The 19225-nt window shown below is 71.2% G+C and carries 18 protein-coding genes, 1 tRNA gene and 1 riboswitch; of the genes, 3 read left to right on the forward strand and 16 right to left on the reverse strand.

Annotation, left to right across the window (positions count from 1 at the left end; genetic code table 11):
• Nucleotides 1-133: 133 nt before the first annotated feature.
• The 13 genes from FHT37_RS23375 to FHT37_RS23435 form a co-directional block, all read right to left on the reverse strand.
• The gene (locus FHT37_RS23375; protein ID WP_255489943.1) at nucleotides 134-1087 is read right to left on the reverse strand and encodes an ABC transporter ATP-binding protein; all 954 of its coding nucleotides are present in this window, start codon (nucleotides 1085-1087) and stop codon (nucleotides 134-136) included.
• Nucleotides 1084-2205, reverse strand: coding sequence for an iron ABC transporter permease (locus tag FHT37_RS23380; protein ID WP_183485129.1), 1122 nt, complete (start codon nucleotides 2203-2205; stop codon nucleotides 1084-1086). Before FHT37_RS23380 ends, FHT37_RS23375 begins: the two co-directional genes overlap by 4 nt.
• The gene (locus FHT37_RS23385) at nucleotides 2205-3200 is read right to left on the reverse strand and encodes an ABC transporter substrate-binding protein (RefSeq protein WP_255489944.1); all 996 of its coding nucleotides are present in this window, start codon (nucleotides 3198-3200) and stop codon (nucleotides 2205-2207) included. The genes FHT37_RS23380 and FHT37_RS23385 overlap by 1 nt, the downstream gene beginning before the upstream one ends.
• Entirely contained in the window at nucleotides 3197-3823 is a 627-nt protein-coding gene (gene cobU, locus FHT37_RS23390) for a bifunctional adenosylcobinamide kinase/adenosylcobinamide-phosphate guanylyltransferase (RefSeq protein WP_183485132.1), read from the reverse strand. Before cobU ends, FHT37_RS23385 begins: the two co-directional genes overlap by 4 nt.
• A gap of 83 nt (nucleotides 3824-3906) precedes the next feature.
• Nucleotides 3907-5826, reverse strand: a complete 1920-nt coding sequence (locus FHT37_RS23395; RefSeq protein WP_183485135.1) for a TonB-dependent siderophore receptor — start codon at nucleotides 5824-5826, stop codon at nucleotides 3907-3909.
• A 107-nt stretch (nucleotides 5827-5933) separates the two neighbouring features.
• A riboswitch (cobalamin riboswitch) is annotated at nucleotides 5934-6201 on the reverse strand.
• Nucleotides 6197-6775 (reverse strand): hypothetical protein, encoded by a 579-nt coding sequence (locus tag FHT37_RS23400; RefSeq protein ID WP_183485138.1) that lies wholly within the window; start codon nucleotides 6773-6775, stop codon nucleotides 6197-6199. (Overlaps the previous riboswitch by 5 nt.)
• A gap of 1 nt (nucleotide 6776) precedes the next feature.
• Nucleotides 6777-7493, reverse strand: a complete 717-nt coding sequence (gene pth / locus FHT37_RS23405; RefSeq protein WP_183485141.1) for an aminoacyl-tRNA hydrolase — start codon at nucleotides 7491-7493, stop codon at nucleotides 6777-6779.
• Nucleotides 7494-7605: 112 nt separating this feature from the next.
• The gene (locus FHT37_RS23410) at nucleotides 7606-8223 is read right to left on the reverse strand and encodes a 50S ribosomal protein L25/general stress protein Ctc (RefSeq protein WP_091721331.1); all 618 of its coding nucleotides are present in this window, start codon (nucleotides 8221-8223) and stop codon (nucleotides 7606-7608) included.
• A 117-nt stretch (nucleotides 8224-8340) separates the two neighbouring features.
• Entirely contained in the window at nucleotides 8341-9303 is a 963-nt protein-coding gene (locus FHT37_RS23415; RefSeq protein ID WP_091721334.1) for a ribose-phosphate pyrophosphokinase, read from the reverse strand.
• Between the two features lie 67 nt (nucleotides 9304-9370).
• Nucleotides 9371-9447, reverse strand: a tRNA-Gln gene (locus tag FHT37_RS23420).
• Nucleotides 9448-9485: 38 nt separating this feature from the next.
• Complete coding sequence (gene ispE / locus FHT37_RS25815) at nucleotides 9486-10589, reverse strand: 4-(cytidine 5'-diphospho)-2-C-methyl-D-erythritol kinase (protein WP_183485144.1); 1104 nt, start codon at nucleotides 10587-10589, stop codon at nucleotides 9486-9488.
• Between the two features lie 111 nt (nucleotides 10590-10700).
• Nucleotides 10701-11285: an outer membrane lipoprotein LolB gene (locus tag FHT37_RS23430; protein ID WP_183485146.1), complete on the reverse strand. Its 585-nt coding sequence runs from the start codon at nucleotides 11283-11285 to the stop codon at nucleotides 10701-10703.
• A complete protein-coding gene (locus FHT37_RS23435; RefSeq protein ID WP_183485149.1) occupies nucleotides 11285-13099 on the reverse strand; it encodes a tetratricopeptide repeat protein in 1815 nt (604 codons plus the stop codon). The genes FHT37_RS23430 and FHT37_RS23435 overlap by 1 nt, the downstream gene beginning before the upstream one ends.
• Nucleotides 13100-13190: 91 nt before the next feature.
• Between FHT37_RS23435 and mutM the strand changes: the two genes are divergently transcribed.
• The 3 genes from mutM to FHT37_RS23450 all read left to right on the forward strand — a co-directional run bounded on the left by mutM (nucleotide 13191) and on the right by FHT37_RS23450 (nucleotide 15675).
• Complete coding sequence (gene mutM, locus FHT37_RS23440) at nucleotides 13191-14042, forward strand: bifunctional DNA-formamidopyrimidine glycosylase/DNA-(apurinic or apyrimidinic site) lyase (protein ID WP_183485152.1); 852 nt, start codon at nucleotides 13191-13193, stop codon at nucleotides 14040-14042.
• 11 nt (nucleotides 14043-14053) lie between these two features.
• A complete protein-coding gene (gene mutY / locus FHT37_RS23445; protein WP_183485155.1) occupies nucleotides 14054-15166 on the forward strand; it encodes an A/G-specific adenine glycosylase in 1113 nt (370 codons plus the stop codon).
• A gap of 149 nt (nucleotides 15167-15315) precedes the next feature.
• On the forward strand, nucleotides 15316-15675 hold the full coding sequence (locus FHT37_RS23450) for a hypothetical protein (protein ID WP_091721350.1): 360 nt from the start codon (nucleotides 15316-15318) through the stop codon (nucleotides 15673-15675).
• A 9-nt stretch (nucleotides 15676-15684) separates the two neighbouring features.
• Here the strand turns inward: FHT37_RS23450 and rapZ are convergent, their stop codons facing one another.
• Genes rapZ through FHT37_RS23465 form a run of 3 tightly spaced genes read right to left on the reverse strand, consistent with a single transcriptional unit; the run spans nucleotide 15685 to nucleotide 19210 of the window.
• The gene (gene rapZ, locus FHT37_RS23455; RefSeq protein ID WP_091721353.1) at nucleotides 15685-16611 is read right to left on the reverse strand and encodes an RNase adapter RapZ; all 927 of its coding nucleotides are present in this window, start codon (nucleotides 16609-16611) and stop codon (nucleotides 15685-15687) included.
• Nucleotides 16608-18335, reverse strand: a complete 1728-nt coding sequence (recN, locus tag FHT37_RS23460; protein WP_183485158.1) for a DNA repair protein RecN — start codon at nucleotides 18333-18335, stop codon at nucleotides 16608-16610. Before recN ends, rapZ begins: the two co-directional genes overlap by 4 nt.
• Nucleotides 18335-19210: an NAD kinase gene (locus tag FHT37_RS23465; protein WP_183485161.1), complete on the reverse strand. Its 876-nt coding sequence runs from the start codon at nucleotides 19208-19210 to the stop codon at nucleotides 18335-18337. The genes recN and FHT37_RS23465 overlap by 1 nt, the downstream gene beginning before the upstream one ends.
• Nucleotides 19211-19225: the final 15 nt, after the last annotated feature.

Raw genomic sequence — 19225 nt, forward strand, 5'->3', positions numbered from 1 at the left:
GCGCGGGGCCACGACCCTCACCCCCACCCTCTCCCACGCCGTGGGAGAGGGAGTCGGAAGGTCCGAGCGCTCGCACATGGGAGAGGAAGTCCGAAGGTGCGAGCGCTCGTCCATGGGAGCGGGACGTCGGCCTTCATTCATTGAGCGCCACCCATCGGCCTTGCACCTGCAGGATCAGCAGGCGGTGGTGAAAGACGCGCTGCAGCGCGTCGTGCGTGGCGGGGTCGTGGGGCGGGCCCTGGTGGACGATGCGGCCGCCATCCATGACGACCAGCGTGTCCGCCTGCAGCGCGACATTGAGTTCATGCAGCACGCTGACCACCGCGCCGCCCGCCGCGACGCGGCCGCGCACGATGCGCGCCCAGTCGCTCTGGTGCGGCGGATCCAGGTGGGCCAGCGGCTCGTCCATCAGCAGCACGCCGGAATGCACCGCCAGCGCCCGCGCCAGCAACACCCGCTGACGCTCGCCGCCGGAGAGGCTGCCCAGCGCGCGGTCCCGCCAGTCCCAGCTCTGCGTCTGGCGCATCGCATGCTCGACCGCGGCATGGTCGGCCGCGCTCGCCGGCGCCAGCCACGGCTGGTGGGGCAGGCGGCCGAGCATCGCGATGTCGTAGGCGGTCAGGTCCTCGGACGCGGCCTCGTTCTGGCCCAGCCACGCGACCTGGCGCGCACGCGCCTTCGCCGGCCAGGCCTGCCACGGCTTGCCGTCCAGCGTCAGCGTGCCGTCGAAGGGCAGCAGGCCCGCGATCGCGCGCAGCAGGGTGGACTTGCCGGCGCCATTCGGCCCCACGATCGCCGTCCACGCGCGCGGCGCCGGCGCCAGCGACAGCGGGTGCAGGACCTGGCGGTGGCCCAGCGACAGCGCGCGGAGCTCGATGCGTAGCGCGGGCACGTGGCCGAGTGTCACGGCGTCGGCCGCCTGGGCTGCGTGGTCGCTTGCGCCAGCATTCATGGCGACGGCGGCGGACGCGACATCGGCCGCGGTCTCGGAGGTGCCGGCGCTCCCGGTCGCGAACGATGCGCCAGAGCTTGCGGGCACGCCGCCAGCGCCTGGCCGGTTGCCGTCGTCGAATCGGGCAGCGCTCATTGGCTGCCTCCCGCGCCGCCGAAATGCGCCTTGCGTCTGTGCATCAGCCATAGCAGGTAGCTGCCGCCCAGCAGCGCGGTGATGATGCCCACCGGCAGCTCCTGCGGCGCGATGACCCAGCGGGCGGCGATGTCGGCCGCCAGCAGCAGCGCGCCGCCGGTCAGCGCGGACAGCAGCAGCAGCGCGCCATGCGTCGTCGGTCCCCAGCTGCGCACCAGGTGCGGCGCGACCAGGCCGACGAAGGCGATCAGCCCGCACTGCGCGACCGCCGCGCCCGTGGCCAGCGAGAGCGTCGCGATCAGCAGCAGCCGGATGAGCGTGAGGCGCTGGCCCAGCGAGCGGGCGGTGTCCTCGCCCAGCGTCAGCGCGTCCAGCGTGCGGCTGCAGCCGAGCGCCGTCAGCAGGCACAGGCCGAGGGCGACGGCCATGACTTGCACCGCGCTCCAGCCGACATAACCGGTGCTGCCCAGCATGAAGGCCTGCATCGCGCGCAGGATGTCGGGGTTCATCAGCGTCAGCAGCGCGGCGCCCGAGCCCAGCACCACGCCGACGACGACGCCGGCCAGCAGCAGCCGCAGGCTCTGCGTGACGCCGCGCGCCAGCACCAGCGTGAGCAGCACCGCGCCGATGGCGCCGACGAAGGCCGCGCCGGTCATGCCGACGCGCAGCGCCAGCGCCGCCGCCGCCGGCGAGATGCCCATGACGAAGAGCAGCGCGGCCACGCCCAGCGATGCGCCGGCCGAGCAGCCGAGCAGGTAGGGATCGGCCAGCGGGTTGCGGAACAGGCCCTGCGCGACCGCGCCGGCCAGCGCCAGCAGCGCGCCCGCCAACCAGGCCCCGAGGGAACGCGGCGCGCGGATGTCCCAGAGGATCAACCGCATCGTGTCGCCGGCCTCGGTCCAGGGGCTCCAGCCCAGGCTGCCGATCGCCAGGCCCAGCGCGAGCAGCACCGCGCCCAGCACGAGCAGCGCGACGAACTGCGCGGCGATCCTGGCGGACGCGGTCGATGCAGCCGATGCAGCCGATGCTGCCGACGCAGCCGACGCAGCCGACGCAGCCGACGCAGCCGATGAGGCCGACGGAGCCGACGTGGCCGACGAAGCGGACTTGGCGCGCATCAGCGCATGCCTCCGGGCGGTGCGTTGAAGGGCGTGGTCGGCCAGGCCACCGGCCCCTGCGCCGCTTCGCGCAGGCAGCGCGCCATCAGCGCCGCCGCTTCCGACATGCGCGGGCCGGGGCGCACCAGCACGTCGGACTCGGCCGGCACCCAGACGCAGATGCGCTGCTGCTTGACGGCGCGGATCGCGGACCAGCCCGGTCGCTGCGGCAGGCCCGCGGCGTTGCGCTGGCCGACCATGATCACCTGCGGGTCGGCGCGGACGATGAACTCGGGATTGAGCTTGGGGAAGGGCCCGAGTTCGGCCGGGATGATGTTCTTCGCGCCGAGCCGGGCGAGGATCTCGCCCATGAAGGACGCGGTGCCGGCGCCATAGGGCCCGGCGTCGACCTCGTAATAGACGCTCAGCCCGCGCGCGGCCGGCGGCAGCGTGGCGGCGCTCTGCGCGATGTGGCCGTCGACCCGGTTCCACAGGCGGCGCGCGTCGTCCTCCTTCCCCAGGAGACGGCCCATCTTGCCCAGCACCCGCTGGACGTCGTTCATGCTCTTGGGTTCCAGCGCCACGACGCGCAGACCCAGGCCTTCCAGGCGATCAATGACGCGCGCCGAAACGCCGGCCACGACGACGTCGGGCTTGAGGGCGACCAGGGCCTCGATGCTGGTGTCGTCCAGGCCACCGAGCCGGGGCAGCTTCTGCACGCTGGCGGGGAAGTTGGAGAAGCGGTCGACGCCCACGACCTTGGCGCAATCGCCCAGCTCGCAGATGGTCTCGGTCAGCGAAGGCAGCAGGCTGACGATGCGCCGCGGCACGTCCGGCAAGGTCACCGTGTGACCGCGGTCGTCCTGGATCGTGATCGGCGCGGCGACCGCCGCAGTCGCGGTCAGCACCAGTGTGGCCAGCGACAGTGCGGTCCGGGCCACCGCCCGCCACGACCGCGCGTTGCGGCGCAGCGCCGGCGCGTCCTCGGCGCGGCGCAGGGGTCCCATCGACTTCATCGCTTGTTCTCCTCGTTGTCCGTGGCGTCGACGCGCCCGCGGGCGGCCGCCTCGTTGTCGTCCTGGTCCTCGTCGAGCGGCGCGACCGGACGCGTCCACGGTTGACCGGCCACCATCAGCGTCAGCTCGCCGCACTGCCGCGCGACCTGCTGGTTGAGCCGGCCCAGTTCGTCCACGTAGGCGCGCACCTCGCGGCCCATCGGCATCACGCCCCATCCGACCTCGTTGGACACGAAGATCACCGGCGAGGCCAGCGTCGGCAGCAGGCGCCGCAGTTCGGCGCATTCGGCGCGCCAGTCGTCCAGGCGCGGCGCGCCGGCCATCGGCATCAGCCAGTTGGTGAGCCACAGCGTCAGGCAGTCGACGACCAGCAGCCGCTGGGGCGATGCCGCCGCCCGCAGCGCCTCGCACAGTTGCAGCGGCGCCTCGACGGTGTCGAAGCCGGCCGGCCGGTCGGCGCGGTGGCGGGCGATGCGCTCGCGCATCTCGTCGTCATGGGCCTCGGCGGTCGCGACCACCGTGACCCGATGGCCCGGCGTGCGCGCCCAGCGCAGCGCGAGGCGCTCCGCATGGCGCGACTTGCCGCTGCGCTGGCCGCCGACGATCAGGTGATGAGCAGGCATCCGGGGCTCCGGGGCGAAGGGGAAGTGCGGACCTTACCGCGAGGGTCCGCGCGGTGGGGGACGGGAGTCGAGGCGGGCAGCGCTCACAGCGTCGGCGCGTAGCGCAGCATCACGAACCAGGTCCGGCCCGCCTGGTTGTAGAAGTTCGCCGTCTGGTACTGGCGGTTGAACGCGTTGTCGACGTTCAGCTGCAGGCGCCAGTCCTTGGCGAACGCGAACTGCGCGTCCAGGTTGAGCAGGCCGTAGCCGCCGAGCCGGGTCTTGTTGGCGGCGTCGTCGAAGCGCTCACCGGAACCGACCAGGTTCGCGCCCAGCGTCCAGGCGCGCAGCGTCGTCTCGGCGCGCAGCGTGCCGAAGCGCTTGGCGCGGCGCTGCAGCTGGCGGCCGGTGTTGGCGTCGGTCGGGTCGAGGAAGTCGGCGGTGGCGCTGAGCTTGACCGCGCCCAGGGTCGCGCCGCCCTTCAGGCTGGTGCCCTTGAGCATCGCGCGCGCGACGTTGGTGTAGCAGCCGGTCGTGGAGCGGCAGCTGCCCGCGGCGCCGAAGGCGATCAGGTCGCTGACGCGGTTGCGGAAGGTGGTGATGGCGAAGTCCAGGTCGCCCTGGGTCCAGGCCAGGCCGGCCTCGCGGTTGTGGCCGCGTTCCGGCCGCAGTTCCGGGAAGCCCCGGCTGGTGTCCGGGCCGTAGACGCTGCCGCGGTGGAACAGCGTCGGCGCGCGGAAGGCGTTGCCGGCCGAGGCCGTCACCCGCCAGCCGCCACCGAGCCGGTAGCCGGCCGCCAGGCTGCCGGTGTCGATGCCGCCGAACTCGCTGTCGTCGTCGTGGCGGCCGTGCGCCTGCAGGCTCAGCGCGCCCAGCGTGCCGAGGTAGCTCAGGCCGACCGCGTTCTGGCTGCGCGTGCCGGCGCCGCCGCCGACCAGGTCGGCGTTGACGAGGCGGTCCTCGCGCCGCTCCAGCACGCCATTGAGCTGGTGCGCGGCATTGATCTGGTAGAAGCCCAGCAGCGAAGCGCTGCGGATGCGGGTTCTGGTCAGGTAGGGGGCGCTGGGGCGCGTCTCGTAGTTCTCTTCGGACTGGCCGACGGAGAGCTGCGTCGACAGCGCCTGCGACCAGACCGACTTCAGGCTGAGCTTGGCGGCGATGGATTCGGTGATGCCGCGGTCGTCGGCGTTCTTGCCGGCGTCGTAGCCGACGTCGCTGCGGCTCTTCAGGCCGAGCAGCTCCAGGCGCTGGCCCTCGGCGATGCGGCCGCCCAGGCGCAGGCTGCCGTTGTAGTTGCGCCAGCCGTCCTTGTCGGCATTGAAGCTCCTGCTGGTCGTGAGGCCGTAGGCGTTGAAGCCGGTGCCGCGGTCGACGGCCAGCGAGCCGGCGTAGTCGAAGTCCGCATTGCCGCCCAGCAGCGAGACGTCGGCCTTGACCTGGCCAAGGTTGCCGCCGCCGACGCCCAGGTCCAGCTGCGGCCGGCCGCTGCCCTGGCGCGTGAAGATCTGCACCACGCCGCCGATGGCGTCGGAGCCGTACAGCGCGCTGGCCGGGCCCTTGAGCACCTCGACGCGATCGATCAGCGAGACCGGCAGGTTCTCCCAGCGCGCGCCGCCGGTGGACTGGCCGTCGATGCGCACGCCATCGATCAGGACGACGGTGTGGCGGGTCTCGGCGCCACGGATGAAGACGGAGGTGGTGTTGCCCGGCCCGCCGTTGTTGGTCATCTGCAGGCCGGCGACGTTGCGCAGCAGCGCGGCGACGTTGCCGAAGCCCTGGCGCTCGATGGTGTCGCGGTTGATGACGGTGAGGTCGGCGGCGATGTCGCCCAGCCGCATCGGGCTGCGCGAGCCGGTGACGGTGACCTCGTCGAGCCGGCTCGCGGGAGCGGTGGCGTCTGCCGAGGAAACGTCCGGGGTGGAGGGGGGCGCGGACTGCGCGAAGGCCGTGGCGGCGAGCGCCAGCGGCGTGAAGGCGAGCAGCGAGCGGGCACCGGCGCGCGCGCGCGAAACGAACGGAAGCATGAGAACGGACCAACGACGGGTTCAGGGCCCTGCTCACCCGCAGGACGTCTGAGGAACGATGCCGCCGGCTGCGTCGTCGATCCGCCAGCGGGCGGGTCGGGATCGGCTGGCGGGCACCACCTGTTGGCCGGTATCCGGGCTGGTGGCCGCTGCCTGTGTCCTTCCCAGCGCGGACGCGCCAGTGGACATGGGGACAGGCAGTGCCGGCGGCGTGCCGGGTCCTTCGTCAGGATCCGGGGCGCGCGGCCGGCGGCCACTTACCGTTGCGGGGACAGCTCAGGTTGGCTCGCGCATCGGCGATGCGCCCGCTTCCTGATTCCCGTTTAACTGCACGGACGCAATGTCCGCGCGAGCACCAACGGCGCGCATTCTAGCGAGGTGTTTCCGCCTCGCCGCGTCTGGGCAGTGGCTGGAGCGCGCCATCGCCGACCATCGCGGGCGCCTTCTTGCCGGGCTTGGTCGTCGGCTTGGGCGGCAGCGACGGGTCGGGCGACTTCGGCAGCTTGGGCTTCTTCTTGGGCGGCTGCTTCGGATCCTTGGGCTTGGGCTTCTTCGGATCGGCGGGCTTGGAGGGGCGCGTCGACGCCTTCGGGGGCCGGGGCTCGATCGAGCCATCGATGCCGGCGGCGGCGGGTGCGGGCGATTGCCCCGCGAGGCGTTCGCGTTCGCGCTGCCGCGTTGCGAGCTCGCGGGACTCGTCGGCGGCGCGCTTTCGGGCGGCGGCGGCCTCCTTCGGATCGACGCGGTCCTGCGGCAGGTCCAGCGCCTGCGACGGGCCTTCGGGGCAGGGGCTGTCGCGCAGGTCCAGGCCCTGCGGGCCGCAGCGGTAGTAGCCGAAGGTGCGTTCCTGCGCGGGCTTGGGCTTGGCGCTCTCGGGCTGCGCGTGCGCCGCGCCGAACATGAGGACCAGCACAACAGTCATCAGGATCGAGGGGGCGCGCGTCGGCATGTCAGGCTCCGGAGGTCGGGGGAACGGGATCGGGCACGGGGGGAGTGGACGTCGCCGGCGTGGCGGCGGCCGACGCCCCCGTCGGTGGGACGCCAGGTTTCGGCGGCAGGTGGGCGGGGCGGGGCGGCTTGGGTCTGGGCGGCTTGGCATGCAGCAGCGCCACGGCCTTGGCCATGTCGCCGGCGGTCATCAGCTTGAAGGCCTCGAAGGACTTGGCGATGCTGTCCTCCACCGCCTGGCGCTCCGCCAGCGGCGGCTTGCGCAGCACATAACCGGCGACCTCGCCCTTGTGGCCCGGGTGGCCGATGCCCAGCCGCAGGCGCCAGAAGTTCGCGCTGCCCAACTGGGCCTGCATGTCCTTCAGGCCGTTGTGGCCGGCGTTGCCGCCGCCCTGCTTGAGCTTGAGCTCGCCCGGCGCGATCTCGAGCTCGTCGTGGATCGCCAGGATCTCCTCCGGCGCGATCTTGAAGAAGCGCGCCAGCGCCGCCACCGACTTGCCGGAGAGATTCATGTAGGTCATCGGCTGCAGCAGCCAGATCGGACCGGCGGCGCCCGGCGCATCGTTGACGCGCGCCACCAGGCCGAAGTACTTGGTGTCCAGCTGCGGCGTGACCTTGAGGCCGCGCGCCAGCGCGTCGATCCACCAGAACCCGGCGTTGTGCCGGGTGTCCTCATATTCCGGGCCGGGATTGCCCAGGCCGACAAAGAGACGAATCATGGGGAGGAATTATCAGCGTCGAGCCCAAATGCAGAAGGCCCCGCAAGCGGGGCCTTCTTCGGGGCGATGGACACGCGCCTCGTCGGCTGCATGCCCGTCGCAGAGGAAGAAATTACTTCTTCTTCTTTTTCTTGTCGTCCGCGGCCGGAGCGGCGGCCACCACGATCTCTTCCACGACCGGGGGCACCGGGGTGGCGACGACCGGGTTCGGCTTGCCGTGGGTGACGACCTTGATGTGATCGGCCAGCTTCAGGTCGTTCACATGGATCGAGTGACCCATCGTCAGGTTGCTCAGGTCCACTTCGATGAACTCGGGCAGCTGTTGCGCCAGGCAGGTGATTTCCAGCTGGGTCAGCACGTGGTTCACGGTGCCCTTGTCGGTCTTGACGGCCGGCGACTCGGCTTCACCGACGAAGTGCAGCGGCACCTTCTTGGTGATGCGGGTCGTGGCGTCGACGCGCTGGAAGTCCACGTGCAGCACTTGCTGCTTGTACGGGTGCATCTGGAAGTCACGCAGCAGCACTTGCGTGGTCTTGCCGTCCACTTCCATGTCGAGGATGGAGCTGTGGAAAGCTTCCTTCTTCATGGCGTGGTACAGCGCGTTGTGGTCCAGTTCGACCAGGGCCGGCTCGCCAGCACCGTAGACGATGCCGGGCACCTTGCCGGCGAAACGCAGGCGGCGGCTCGCTCCGGTCCCCTGCTGCTTACGCTCGAAAGCGACGAATTTCATATCTGACTCCAAATTGACGGAGCACCCCCATGGCGCTCCGGTTGAAGGCCCCGCGACCAGGCACCTTCACGAAACGGCCGCTGTCCTCGCGAACAGCGGCCGGAACTGGCAACGCGATCAGAAGTTGTTGTTCTGCTCGCTGAAGAGGGAGGTCACCGATTCACCGTCCGAAATGCGGCGGATGGTTTCGGCGAACAGGAAGGCAACGGACAGCTGGCGGATCTTGCCGCAGGCCTTGGCGGCTTCCGACAACGGGATCGTGTTGCTGATGACGACTTCGTCCAGGTGGGAGCCGGCGATGCGCTCGATCGCCGGACCCGACAGGATGGGATGGGTGCAGTAGGCGAAGACGCTCTTGGCGCCGCGATCCTTCAGGACCTCCGCGGCCTTCACCAGCGTGCCGGCGGTGTCGATCATGTCGTCCATGATCACGCAGTTGCGGCCGTCGATCTCGCCGATGACGTGCATCACTTCCGAGACGTTGGCCGCCGGACGGCGCTTGTCGATGATGGCCAGGTCGCAGCCCAGCTGCTTGGCCAGCGCGCGGGCGCGCACCACGCCGCCGACGTCGGGGCTGACCACCACCAGGTCGCTGTAGTTGCGGGCCTTCAGGTCCGACAGCAGCACCGGCGAGGCGTAGATGTTGTCGACCGGGATGTCGAAGAAGCCTTGGATCTGGTCCGCGTGCAGGTCCATGGTCAGGACGCGCTCGACGCCGACGGTCTCCAGCAGGTTGGCCACGACCTTGGCCGAGATGGGCACGCGCGTCGACCGCGGGCGGCGGTCCTGGCGGGCATAACCGAAGTAGGGGATCACGGCGGTGATGCGGCGCGCGCTGGCGCGCTTCAACGCATCGACCATGATCAGCAGCTCCATCAGGTTCTCGTTCGTGGGCGCGCAGGTGGGCTGGATCACGAACACGTCGCGGGCGCGGACGTTCTGCTGGATCTCGACCGTCACTTCACCGTCGGAAAAACGACCGACCACGGCCTTGCCGAGCTCGAGGCCCAGATGCGAGGCGATTTCCTTGGAGAGGGACGGGTTAGCGTTACCCGTGAAGAGGACGGTATTGAGCAGCACGACGGGCCATCCTTAGATTTATGGCCCGGTGGCCAACCCAGCGGGTCCCGGATTGAAACTGAGAATTTGGCAGGGGAGGAAGGACTCGAACCCTCGCATGTCGGAATCAAAATCCGATGCCTTAACCAACTTGGCGACTCCCCTACACAGGACATTGTTCGAGGAACAACACCCTACAACCTTCAGTCTTCCGCCCAGCCCCGCAAAGGGTGGACCGACAGACTGCGACACATCCTTCCGACCCAACCGTCCGGGAGTTCCTGGAACTCACCTTCCGGTGTCGCCTTGAGATTGCTCTCCAGGCCGGTGACCGTGTCCTTTTCCTGCACCGCGTTTTGCACTGCTGTTTGCGTTGCAATTCGCGAGGGCCGAACTATAGCAAAAACCGCACTGCCTGAACCCGTCATCCGAGAATTTTCGTAGCGGGTTTGCAACCATTCAAGCGCTGTCGATACTTCGTGACTGGCAGCTTCCGCGGGCGGTTGCAGATCATTTCTGCCCCAACCTTCGTACAACTGCTGCACGGGTATTTCTTGCGTTTGGTGATCGCGGCAGATATTGCCTTTGCGTTCACCCGAGCTATTGGCTTCGTCGCTTGGAAAATCCGCTACCGGGGTAACCAGACTATCTTCGCTGCGTCTGCCGTTCGCTGCAGGAAAGCCCGCTACTATAGCCACGCTTTCCGACCTTTGCAACAGCGGGCTCGAAAAAATTTCCTTGGTGCCGATGCTGACCGCGGGTTTGACCACCGCCAGGCGCAACTCGGGCACCGCCACCGGGGTGAGGACCTCGCCAATGCCTTCGACGAAGGCATTGCGCCCGCCGACGAAGAACGGCACGTCCGCACCCAGCTGGAGCGCGATCGGCAACAGCTGCCGACGCGACCAGTTCAGCCCCCACAGCCGGTTCAGCGCCAGCAGCGTGCTGGCGGCATCCGAGGATCCGCCGCCCATGCCCGCGCCCGAGGGCAGGCGCTTCTCGATGTGGATGTCGGCGCCGAAGGCGCAGCCGCTGGCCTGCTGCAGCGCGCGCGCGGCGCGCAGGCAGAGGTCGTCCGCCGGCAGCGCGTCGCCGCGGTCGTGGCGGCGCAGCGCGCCGTCCTCGCGGCGCTCGAAGTGCAGCGTGTCGGCCCAGTCGACCAGCACGAACAGCGACTGCAGCAGGTGATAGCCGTCCGCCCGCTTGCCCACCACGTGCAGGAACAGGTTGAGCTTGGCCGGCGCCGGCACGTCGTAGAGCGCCTTCAAGGGCGCGGCGGTGGAAATCGGGATCATGGGCGTCGACATGGCGGCGCAGTATGCCGCCGAGTATTCAGGGGCCGTGCGTGCGATTAACGAGCCGCGCGCGATTCCCTCGTGAAAAGTGCTCGAAAAATACCCCGGCGCCACGCCGGGATATCAAGGGCTGACGGGCGCGTCGAGTTTCAGGCGCAGCGTCGCCAGCGGTTCGGATCCATTCGGGTTGAGGCGCTGGGCGGAGATCAGCTGGTCGCCAAAGCGGCGCAGGTCCACCTGCCAGCCCAGTTGCTGGAAGCCGGTGCCGTCCGCCGCCCGCGACGGCGCCTGCGGCCAGGGCCGCCCGCGCAGCCAGTCGAACAGGGCCCGCACGGGCAGCGCCTCGCCGAGCAGCTCCTGCGTCAGCGCGTCGATGTCGTCGTAGGCGCGGTCGCCGTCGGGCGTCTTGACCCAGGCGGAGCCCGGCTGCCACGACACCCGCGCGACCAGGCTGCCCATCGGCGTGCTCATTTCGAGCTGGCCGCGGCGGGGATCGCCGAGCAGCTCGAAGCTGGCGTTGACGTTCTGCCCGCGCGGCTGGCCACCGGGGCCGGCCGGCACGATCAGCCCGAACTTGCCGGTCAGGCGGGGCGCCTGCGCCAGCGCGGCGGCGTCCGCGCCCGAGGCCCGGGGCACCGAGCTGCAACCGGCGAGCGCCGTCGCCCCGAGAACGGCCAGCGCGCCGAGGTGGAATTGCCGCCGCCGCATCAGGGACGGACCTGCAGGCGTTGCATCACCGACTGCAGCGCCTCGTTGCGCGGATCGCGTCTGGCGGCATCGGCGAGGACGCGGCGCGCCTCGTCCTGCTGGCCGGCGGCCCAGAGCACCTCGCCGAGGTGGGCGGCGATCTCCGCGTCCGGGCGCGAGCCGTAGGCCTGGCGCAGCAGCCGCTCGGCCTCGCCCAGCCGGCCGAGGCGGAATTCCACCCAGCCCATGCTGTCGACGATGAAGGGCTCGCCCGGCGCGAAGCTCAGCGCCTTGGAGATCAGGTCGCGCGCCTCCTGCAGCCGCTCGTTGCGATCGGCCAGCGAGTAACCCAGGGCGTTGTACGCGTGGTAGTGCTGCGGCTTGAGCTGGATGACCTTCTGCAGCAGCGCTTCCATCTCCTGCGCCCGGCCGAGCTTCTCGGCCATCATCGACTGCTCGTAGATCAGGTCCGCATCCTCGGGCGACTGCTTGATCGCCTGGCCGAGCAGGTCGTAGGCGGCCTGCCACTGCTTGTTTTCGCGCAGCAGCTGGGATTCGGCCAGCACGCGGGCGCGGCGGTCCTGGTCGCGGTCGGCGGGCAGTTGCCGCAGCAGTTCGCGGCCCTCGTCGAGCCGGCCCTGGCGCGCCAGCAGCGAGGCGCGGCGGTAGGCGATGTCCAGGTTGCCCGGCGCGGCCTCGATGCCGGCCAGGCGCTTCTCGGCGGTCTTGAAGTCGCCGCGCATCTCCGCGGCCTGCGCCAGCAGCAACTGGCCCTGCTGGCGGGCTTCCTTGTCGGCCTTGTCCAGGCCGGCCGCCGCGATCGCGCGCTCGGCCAGCGAGGACGAGTCGCCGCCGGGCTTGTCCACCAGCTTCAGGTAGCGCTGCAGCGCGGTCTCGGCCGCGTCGGGATGCTGCAGGTCCAGCTCCAGCGCGCCGAGCGCCAGCCAGTGGGACGCATCCTCGGGCGACTCCTGCGTCAGCACGCGGAACTCCCGCGCGGCGTCGCCGGGCCGCTGGGCCCGCGCCAGCGCGCGGGCGTAGGCCAGGCGCAGCGCCTGCTTGTCGGGTTTGGCCTGCAGCTCGGCGGTGACCAGCGCCTCGGCCTCGGGGCGGCGCGGCAGCAGCTCCAGCGCCATCAGCAGCGGTTCCTCGCGCTCGGGGAAGTCCTTGGCGGCGGCGCGGACGTGGATCAGCGCGGTCTCGTAGCGGTCCGCGTTCTTGGCGAGCTGGGCCAGCACCAGCAGCGACGAGAAACGCGTCTCCGGCTTCGCGGCGGTCTCGCGCAGCAGCGGCTCGAAGGCCTCCAGCACGCGCGCCGGTTCCGGGCTGCGCTGGAACAGCGCCGGCAGCGCCGCGATCAGCGCGCCGCGGCCGTCGGCCGGCGTCAGCGCCAGCAGCGAGCGCAGCACCGGCGGGATCTCGGCCGGGCGGTTCAGCAGCGCGAGCAACTGGATCTGCGTGCGGTGCGCCTCCAGCGAAGTCGGCAGCGCCTCGCGCCAGGCGCGGGCGGCGATGGCGGCCTGGTCGCCGGCGCGCGACTGCAGCGCGATCTGGACCACGCGGCGGAACAGTTCCTCGTCATTGCTGCGGCGGGCGGCGTCGAGCAGCACCTGGTAGGCGACGCCGGCCTGGCCGCCCTGGAGCTCTAGCTCGCCGATCAGCAACTGGTAGAACATCGGCGCGTCGAGGTCGGAATTGACGACCGGCGCCGAGGCGGCGGAGGCGGGCGCGTCGGCCGCGGCCGGCGCTTGCGGGGGCTGGGTCTGGGCGTGGGCGGCGCAGCTCAGGGCGAGGGCGGCTGGGAGCCACCAGCGGTGGCGCACGAGGGCGGGCATGAGGAACTCCTGAACTGGGCGGGAAGGCCTGACGGGCAAGCCGCGGACCATTCTAGGGAAGCGGCGCGGGCGCCGCGCCTATGATTCCGGGATGCCCGAGTTACCGGAAGTTGAAGTTACACGACGAAGTTTTGCGCCGGCCATCGCCGGCGCGCGCGTGCTGGACGTGCGGCTGGGAAAACCACTGCGCTGGCCGCTGGGCGTGGCGGCGGAACGGCTGGTGGGGCGCCGGGTCGGCGAGGCCCAGCGCCGCGGCAAGTACATCTGGCTGCCGCTGGTGGCGACGGCCGAGCAGCCCGGCCATCCGGACGAGAGCGGCGGCGGCCTGTTGCTACACCTGGGCATGTCGGGCTCGCTGGCCTTCCGCGAGCAGCCCCCCGCCGCGGGGCCGCACGACCACTTCGAACTGGTCACCGACCGCGGCGTGCTGCGCCTGACCGATCCGCGGCGCTTCGGCGCGGTGGTCTGGTCGGACGGACTGACCGTCGAGCCGGCCGCCAAGCTGCTGGCCCGGATCGGGCTGGAGCCCTTCGACATCGAATTCCACGGCCCCTACCTGCATGACGGTTTCCGCGGCCGGCGCGTCGCGGTGAAGCAGGCGATCCTGGCCGGTGACGTGGTCGTCGGCGCGGGCAACATCTATGCGTGCGAAGCGCTGTTCCTGGCCGGCGTCGATCCGCGCCTGGCGGCGGGCAAGCTGAGCCGGCCGCGCGCCGCCAAGCTGGCGGCGGCGCTGCGGCAGGTGCTGGGCGAGGCGCTCGAGGCCGGCGGCAGCACGCTGCGGGACTTCAAGGATGCGCACGGCGTGGCGGGCAGCTTCCAGATGCAGGCGCGCGTCTATGGCCGCGAGGGCGAACGCTGCCGCGCCTGCGGCACGCCGATCCGGCGCATCGTGCAGGGACAGCGCTCGACCTTCTTCTGCCCGGTCTGCCAGAAGCGATGAACGCCAGAGCGATGAGCGCCAGAACGCCAGCCAAGACGCAAGCCTTGAGAACGACGCCCGACTCCCCGATCTCCGATGCCGACCTGGACGCCCGCGTGGCGGCGCTGCGAGGCGACTTCGCCCCGCGGCTGCTCGCGTGGCAGCGCCGCGAGGGGCGGCACGACCTGCCGTGGCAGAACACGCGCGACCCGTACCGGGTCTGGCTGTCGGAAATCATGCTGCAGCAGACGCAGGTGACGACGGTGCTGGGCTACTACAAGCGCTTCCTGGAGCGCTTCCCCGACGTGGCCGCGCTGGCCGCGGCGCCCAGTGACGAGGTCATGGCCGCGTGGGCCGGGCTGGGCTACTACAGCCGGGCGCGCAACCTGCACAAGTGCGCGCAGGCGGTGGTCGAGCGCCATGGCGGCGCCTTCCCGCGCAGCGCCGCCGAACTGGCGGAGCTGCCGGGCATCGGGCGCTCGACGGCGGCGGCGATCGCGTCCTTCTGCTTCGGCGAGCGCGTGGCCATCCTGGATGGCAACGTCAAGCGCGTGCTGGGCCGGCTGCTGGCCTTCGACGGCGACCTGTCCTCGGCCGCGCAGGAGAAGCGCCTGTGGCGCCAGGCCGAGGCGCTGCTGCCGTCGTCGCCCGAGGACATGCCCGCGTACACGCAGGGCCTGATGGACCTCGGCGCCAGCCTGTGCGCGACGCGCAGCCCGCAGTGCCTGCTGTGCCCGGTGGCGGCGCTGTGCACCGGGCTGGCGCAGGGCGAGCCCACCCGCTATCCGGTCAAGACCAAGAAGCTCAAGCGCGGCCAGCGGGAGAGCTGGTGGCTGTGGCTGGAGCACGAGGGTCGCGTCTGGCTGCAGCAGCGGCCGGCCGAGGGCGTCTGGGGCGGGCTCTGGACGCTGCCGCTGTTCGACGACGAGGCCACGCTGACGGCGCAGAGCGCCGCGCTGGGCGTGGCGGCGCCCGAGCCGCTGCCGCGCGTCAAGCATGTGCTGACGCATTTCGACTGGCTGCTGCATCCGCGCCGGGCGCTGCTGCCGCGCGAGACGCGGCCGGCGGGCGAAGGCGTGTGGGTCGCGCGCGAGCGGCTGGGCGAGTACGCGTTGCCGGCGCCGCTGAAGAAGCTGCTGGACTGAGGCGGCCGCGCGCTGGCGGCGCCCCCCGGTTTCCGGGTCGGGCGCGGGGTTCCGCCGGTCCCCGGCGGGCGCCGCTCCGTTATGCTCCCGCGATTGCCAGAACGGGCCGCGACAGGCCCGCGCACGCCACCACCGCATTCAGGGACACCATGTCGAACGACGTCAAGCCGGGCCGGGCCGCGGCCCTCAAGAGCGCACTGGAATCGGCTTTTATCGCCGTGCTCGCCAGCGGCGTGTGCCTGTGGTTCCTGATCAGCGAGACGCAGGTGCCCGGCGAGGGCGATCCCGCCAAGCTGACCATGTTCGGCCTGGGCCTGTTCGCCGGCCTGTGCGCGCACTTCGCCTACATGGGCATCGCGCTCAAGCGCGCCGGGCGCAACGTCGTGCTGTGGCTGCTGCTGATGCTGGTGCTGATGCCCTTCGCCTCGGTGGTGCTGGGCATCCTGCTGTTCAACCAGGTGCAGGAGATGGAGCAGGCACGCGAGGAGGGCGGCGCGAGCGCCGTGTGAGCGGACGGCTCAGCGGGCGTCCAGCTCGCGGTGCCGCTTCAGCACCTGGCCGTGATACGCGAACTGCTTGGCCAGCGTCTCGACGAGATAGACCGAGCGGTGCTGGCCGCCGGTGCAGCCGATGGCCACGGTCAGGTAGCTGCGCTGGTCCTGCGCGAAGTTGGGCAGCCACTGCGCGATGAAGGCGCCGATCTGGCTCAGCATCAAGCGCACCTCCGGCTGGCCTTCCAGATAGGCCGCGACCGGCTCGTCGCGGCCGGTGAAGGGCCGCAGCTCGCGGTCGTAATACGGGTTGGGCAGCACGCGCACGTCGAAGACGAAGTCGGCGTCGCTGGGCACGCCGTGCTTGAACGCGAAGGACTCGAACACCAGCGTCAGCGAGGCGCCGCTGACATGCACCAGGTCCCGCAACCAGCCGCGCAGCTGCGCCGGGCGGAGCTGGCTGCTGTCGATGACGGTGGATTCCATCCGCAGCGGCGTCAGCAGCTCGCGCTCGAGTGCGATCGCCTCCTGCAGCGCGCGGTGGGTGTCGCTGTCCTCGTTGCCGACGCGCAGCGGATGCGGGCGGCGCGTCTCGGAGAAGCGGCGCAGCAGCGTGTCGTCGTCGGCGTCCAGGAAGATCGAGCGCAGCGACACGCCTTCCTGGCGCATCGTCTTGATGTGGCCCAGCAGCTGCGGCAGCGAGCCGGCGCTGCGCACGTCCACCGCGATGGCCACGCGCCGCCAGCCGCGCTGGCGCTCCAGGTCGAGGAACTGCGGCAGCAGCTCGGGCGGCAGGTTGTCGACGCAGAAGAAGCCGGCGTCCTCGAGCGCATGCATCGCGATCGACTTGCCGCCGCCGGACATGCCGGTGACGAGCACCACCTCGCCGCGCGGCGAGTTGGCATTGGGCGTGGCCTGAGGCGCCGGTACCGGCGCGGTGTGGGGCGCGCTCATGGCTTGACCTTCCTGCCGGCGGCTGCGGGCGCGGCGGGCGTGGCGGCCGCGGCAGGCGTGGACTTGGCGGACAGGTCCAGCATCTCCTGTGCATGCGCCAGCGAGGTCGACGACAGGCGCTCGCCGCCGAGCATGCGGGCGATCTCGGCGGTGCGGGCCTCGCCGGCGATGGGGCGGACCTCGGAGTTGGTCTTGCCGTCCTTGAGCGCCTTGGCGACGAGGAAGTGGTGATCGGCGCAGGCGGCGACCTGCGGCAGGTGGGTGACCGCGAGCACCTGCACCCGCTGGCCGAGCTGCTTCATCAGGCGGCCGACGGTCTCGGCGACCGCGCCGCCGACGCCGGCATCGATCTCATCGAAGATCAGCGTGCCGGCGCCGCTGTTCTGCTGGCTGGTGGTGACGGCGATGGCCAGCGCGATGCGCGAGAGCTCGCCGCCCGAGGCGACCTTGGCCAGCGGGCGCGGCGTGCTGCCGGCGTGGCCGGCGACGAGGAACTCGGCCGATTCCATCCCGAAGCCCTGCGGCTCGTCCTGCGCCAGCAGCGCGACCTCGAAGCGGCCGCCGGCCATGCCGAGCTGCTGCATCGCCTGCGACACCGCGTTCGACAGCGCCGGCGCCGCCTTGGCGCGCGCGGTGCTGACGGCCTTGGCTTCCTTCTGGTAGCGCTTGAGCGCGTCGGCTTGGCGGGCCTGCAGCGCATCGAGGTCGGAGGCGGCGTCGAGCTGCGCGAGTTCGGCCTTCCATTCGGCGAGCAGCGCCGGCAGCTCGGCCGGCTGGCGGCGATAGCGGCGGGCGAGCGTGACCCAGGCGGACAGGCGGTCGTCGAGCTGCCGCAGCCGGTCCGGATCGAGGTCGGCGGCATGCAGGTAGGCGCCGAGGCTGTGCGCGGCGTCCTGCAACTGGGCTTGCGCGCCCAGCAGCGCGTTGACCGTGTCCTGCAGCCCGGCGTCGTAGCCGAGCACGTCCTGCAGCGCGGACAGCGCTTCGTCGGTCAGCGACTCGGCGTTGATCTCGGCCTCGGCGATGCGCTCGAGCGCGCCGCGCGCGGCGTCCATCAGCGATTGCGCATGCGACAGGCGCTGGTGCTCCGCGTTGAGTTCGTCCCACTCGTCGGCGCCGGGCGCGAGGCGGTCGACCTCGCCGATCTGCCAGCTCAGGCGCTCATGCTCGCGCGCCAGGTCGGCCTGTTTGGACTGCGCGGCGCCCAGCGCCTCGCTGGCCTGGCGCCACTCGGTGAAGGCGGCGGCCATCGGCCGGGTCTCGATCTGGGCGAAGCTGTCCAGCAGCTCGCGCACGCTGGCCGGGCGGGTCAGGCCTTGCCAGGCGTGCTGGCCGTGGATGTCGAGCAGGTGCTCGGCCAGCTCGCGCAGCTGGGCGACGGTGGCGGTGCCGCCGTTGATCCACGCGCGGCTCTTGCCCTGGGCGTCGATGACGCGGCGCAGCAGCAGCGTGTCCTCGGCGCCGTCGGTGGTGTCGAAGCCGGCTTCCTCCAGCCAGGCGGCGAGGGCGGCGGGGCGGTCGAACTCGGCGGAGATCTCGGCGCGGGTGGCACCCTCGCGCACGACGGCGGCGTCGCCGCGCGAGCCCAGGGCCAGCTGCAGCGCGTCGATCAGGATGGACTTGCCGGCGCCGGTCTCGCCGGTGAGGGCGGAGAAACCGGCGGCGAAATCCAGCTCCAGCGCCGGGACGATGACGAAGTCCTTGAGGCTCAGGCGGCGCAGCATCAGGTGTTTCCTTCGTTCCAGCGGAGCTTGCGGCGCAGCGTGGCGTAGTAGGACCAGCCGCGCGGATGCAGGAAGGGCGCGCGGTGCTGGGAGCGGCGCACGGTGATGCAGTCGCCGTGCAGCAGCGAGGCCAGGGCTTGCATGTCGAAGTTCACCGAGGCGTCGCGGCCGGCGACGATGGTCAGGCGCACCTCGCCGCTGTCGGGCAGGACGATGGGGCGGTTGGAGAGCGCGTGGGACGCGATCGGCAGCAGCACCCAGCCGGCGATGCCGGGGTGGAGGATGGGGCCGCCGGCGGACAGCGCGTAGGCGGTGGAGCCGGTGGGGGTGCCGACGATGACGCCGTCGGCGCGCATGTTGGCGACGAACTCGTCGCCGACGTCCACGCGCAGCTCGACCATGGCGGCGGTGGCGCCGCGGGAGACGACGACGTCGTTCAGCGCCACGCCGGAGAAGATCTGCTCGCCGTCGCGGAAGACGGCGCCTTCGAGCAGGGAGCGGTGTTCGATCTCGAAGTCGCCGGCGAGGATGGGGGCGAGGGCGTCGCGGAACTGGTCGGCGGAGATGTCGGTGATGAAGCCCAGGCGGCCCTGGTTGATGCCGACCAGCGGCAGGCCGTAGCGGGCGACCTGGCGGGCGAAGCCGAGCATGGTGCCGTCGCCGCCGACGACGATGGCCAGGTCGCACTGGGTGCCGAGTTCGGCGTGGGTCAATGCGGGGAAGGCGGTGATGCCGGTGCTGTCGGCGGTTTCCTGTTCGAGGGAAACATCCAATCCCTGGGAGGCGACAAAATCGGCAATCTCTTCCAGGATGGGCCGGATGCCCCGGGACTGGGGTTTTCCGACGATGGCCACGTGACGGAAGCGCTTGGACATAGCGCGGAATTACAC

The organism is Mitsuaria sp. BK037, assembly GCF_014193045.1.
Taxonomy (GTDB): Bacteria; Pseudomonadota; Gammaproteobacteria; order Burkholderiales; family Burkholderiaceae_C; genus Roseateles.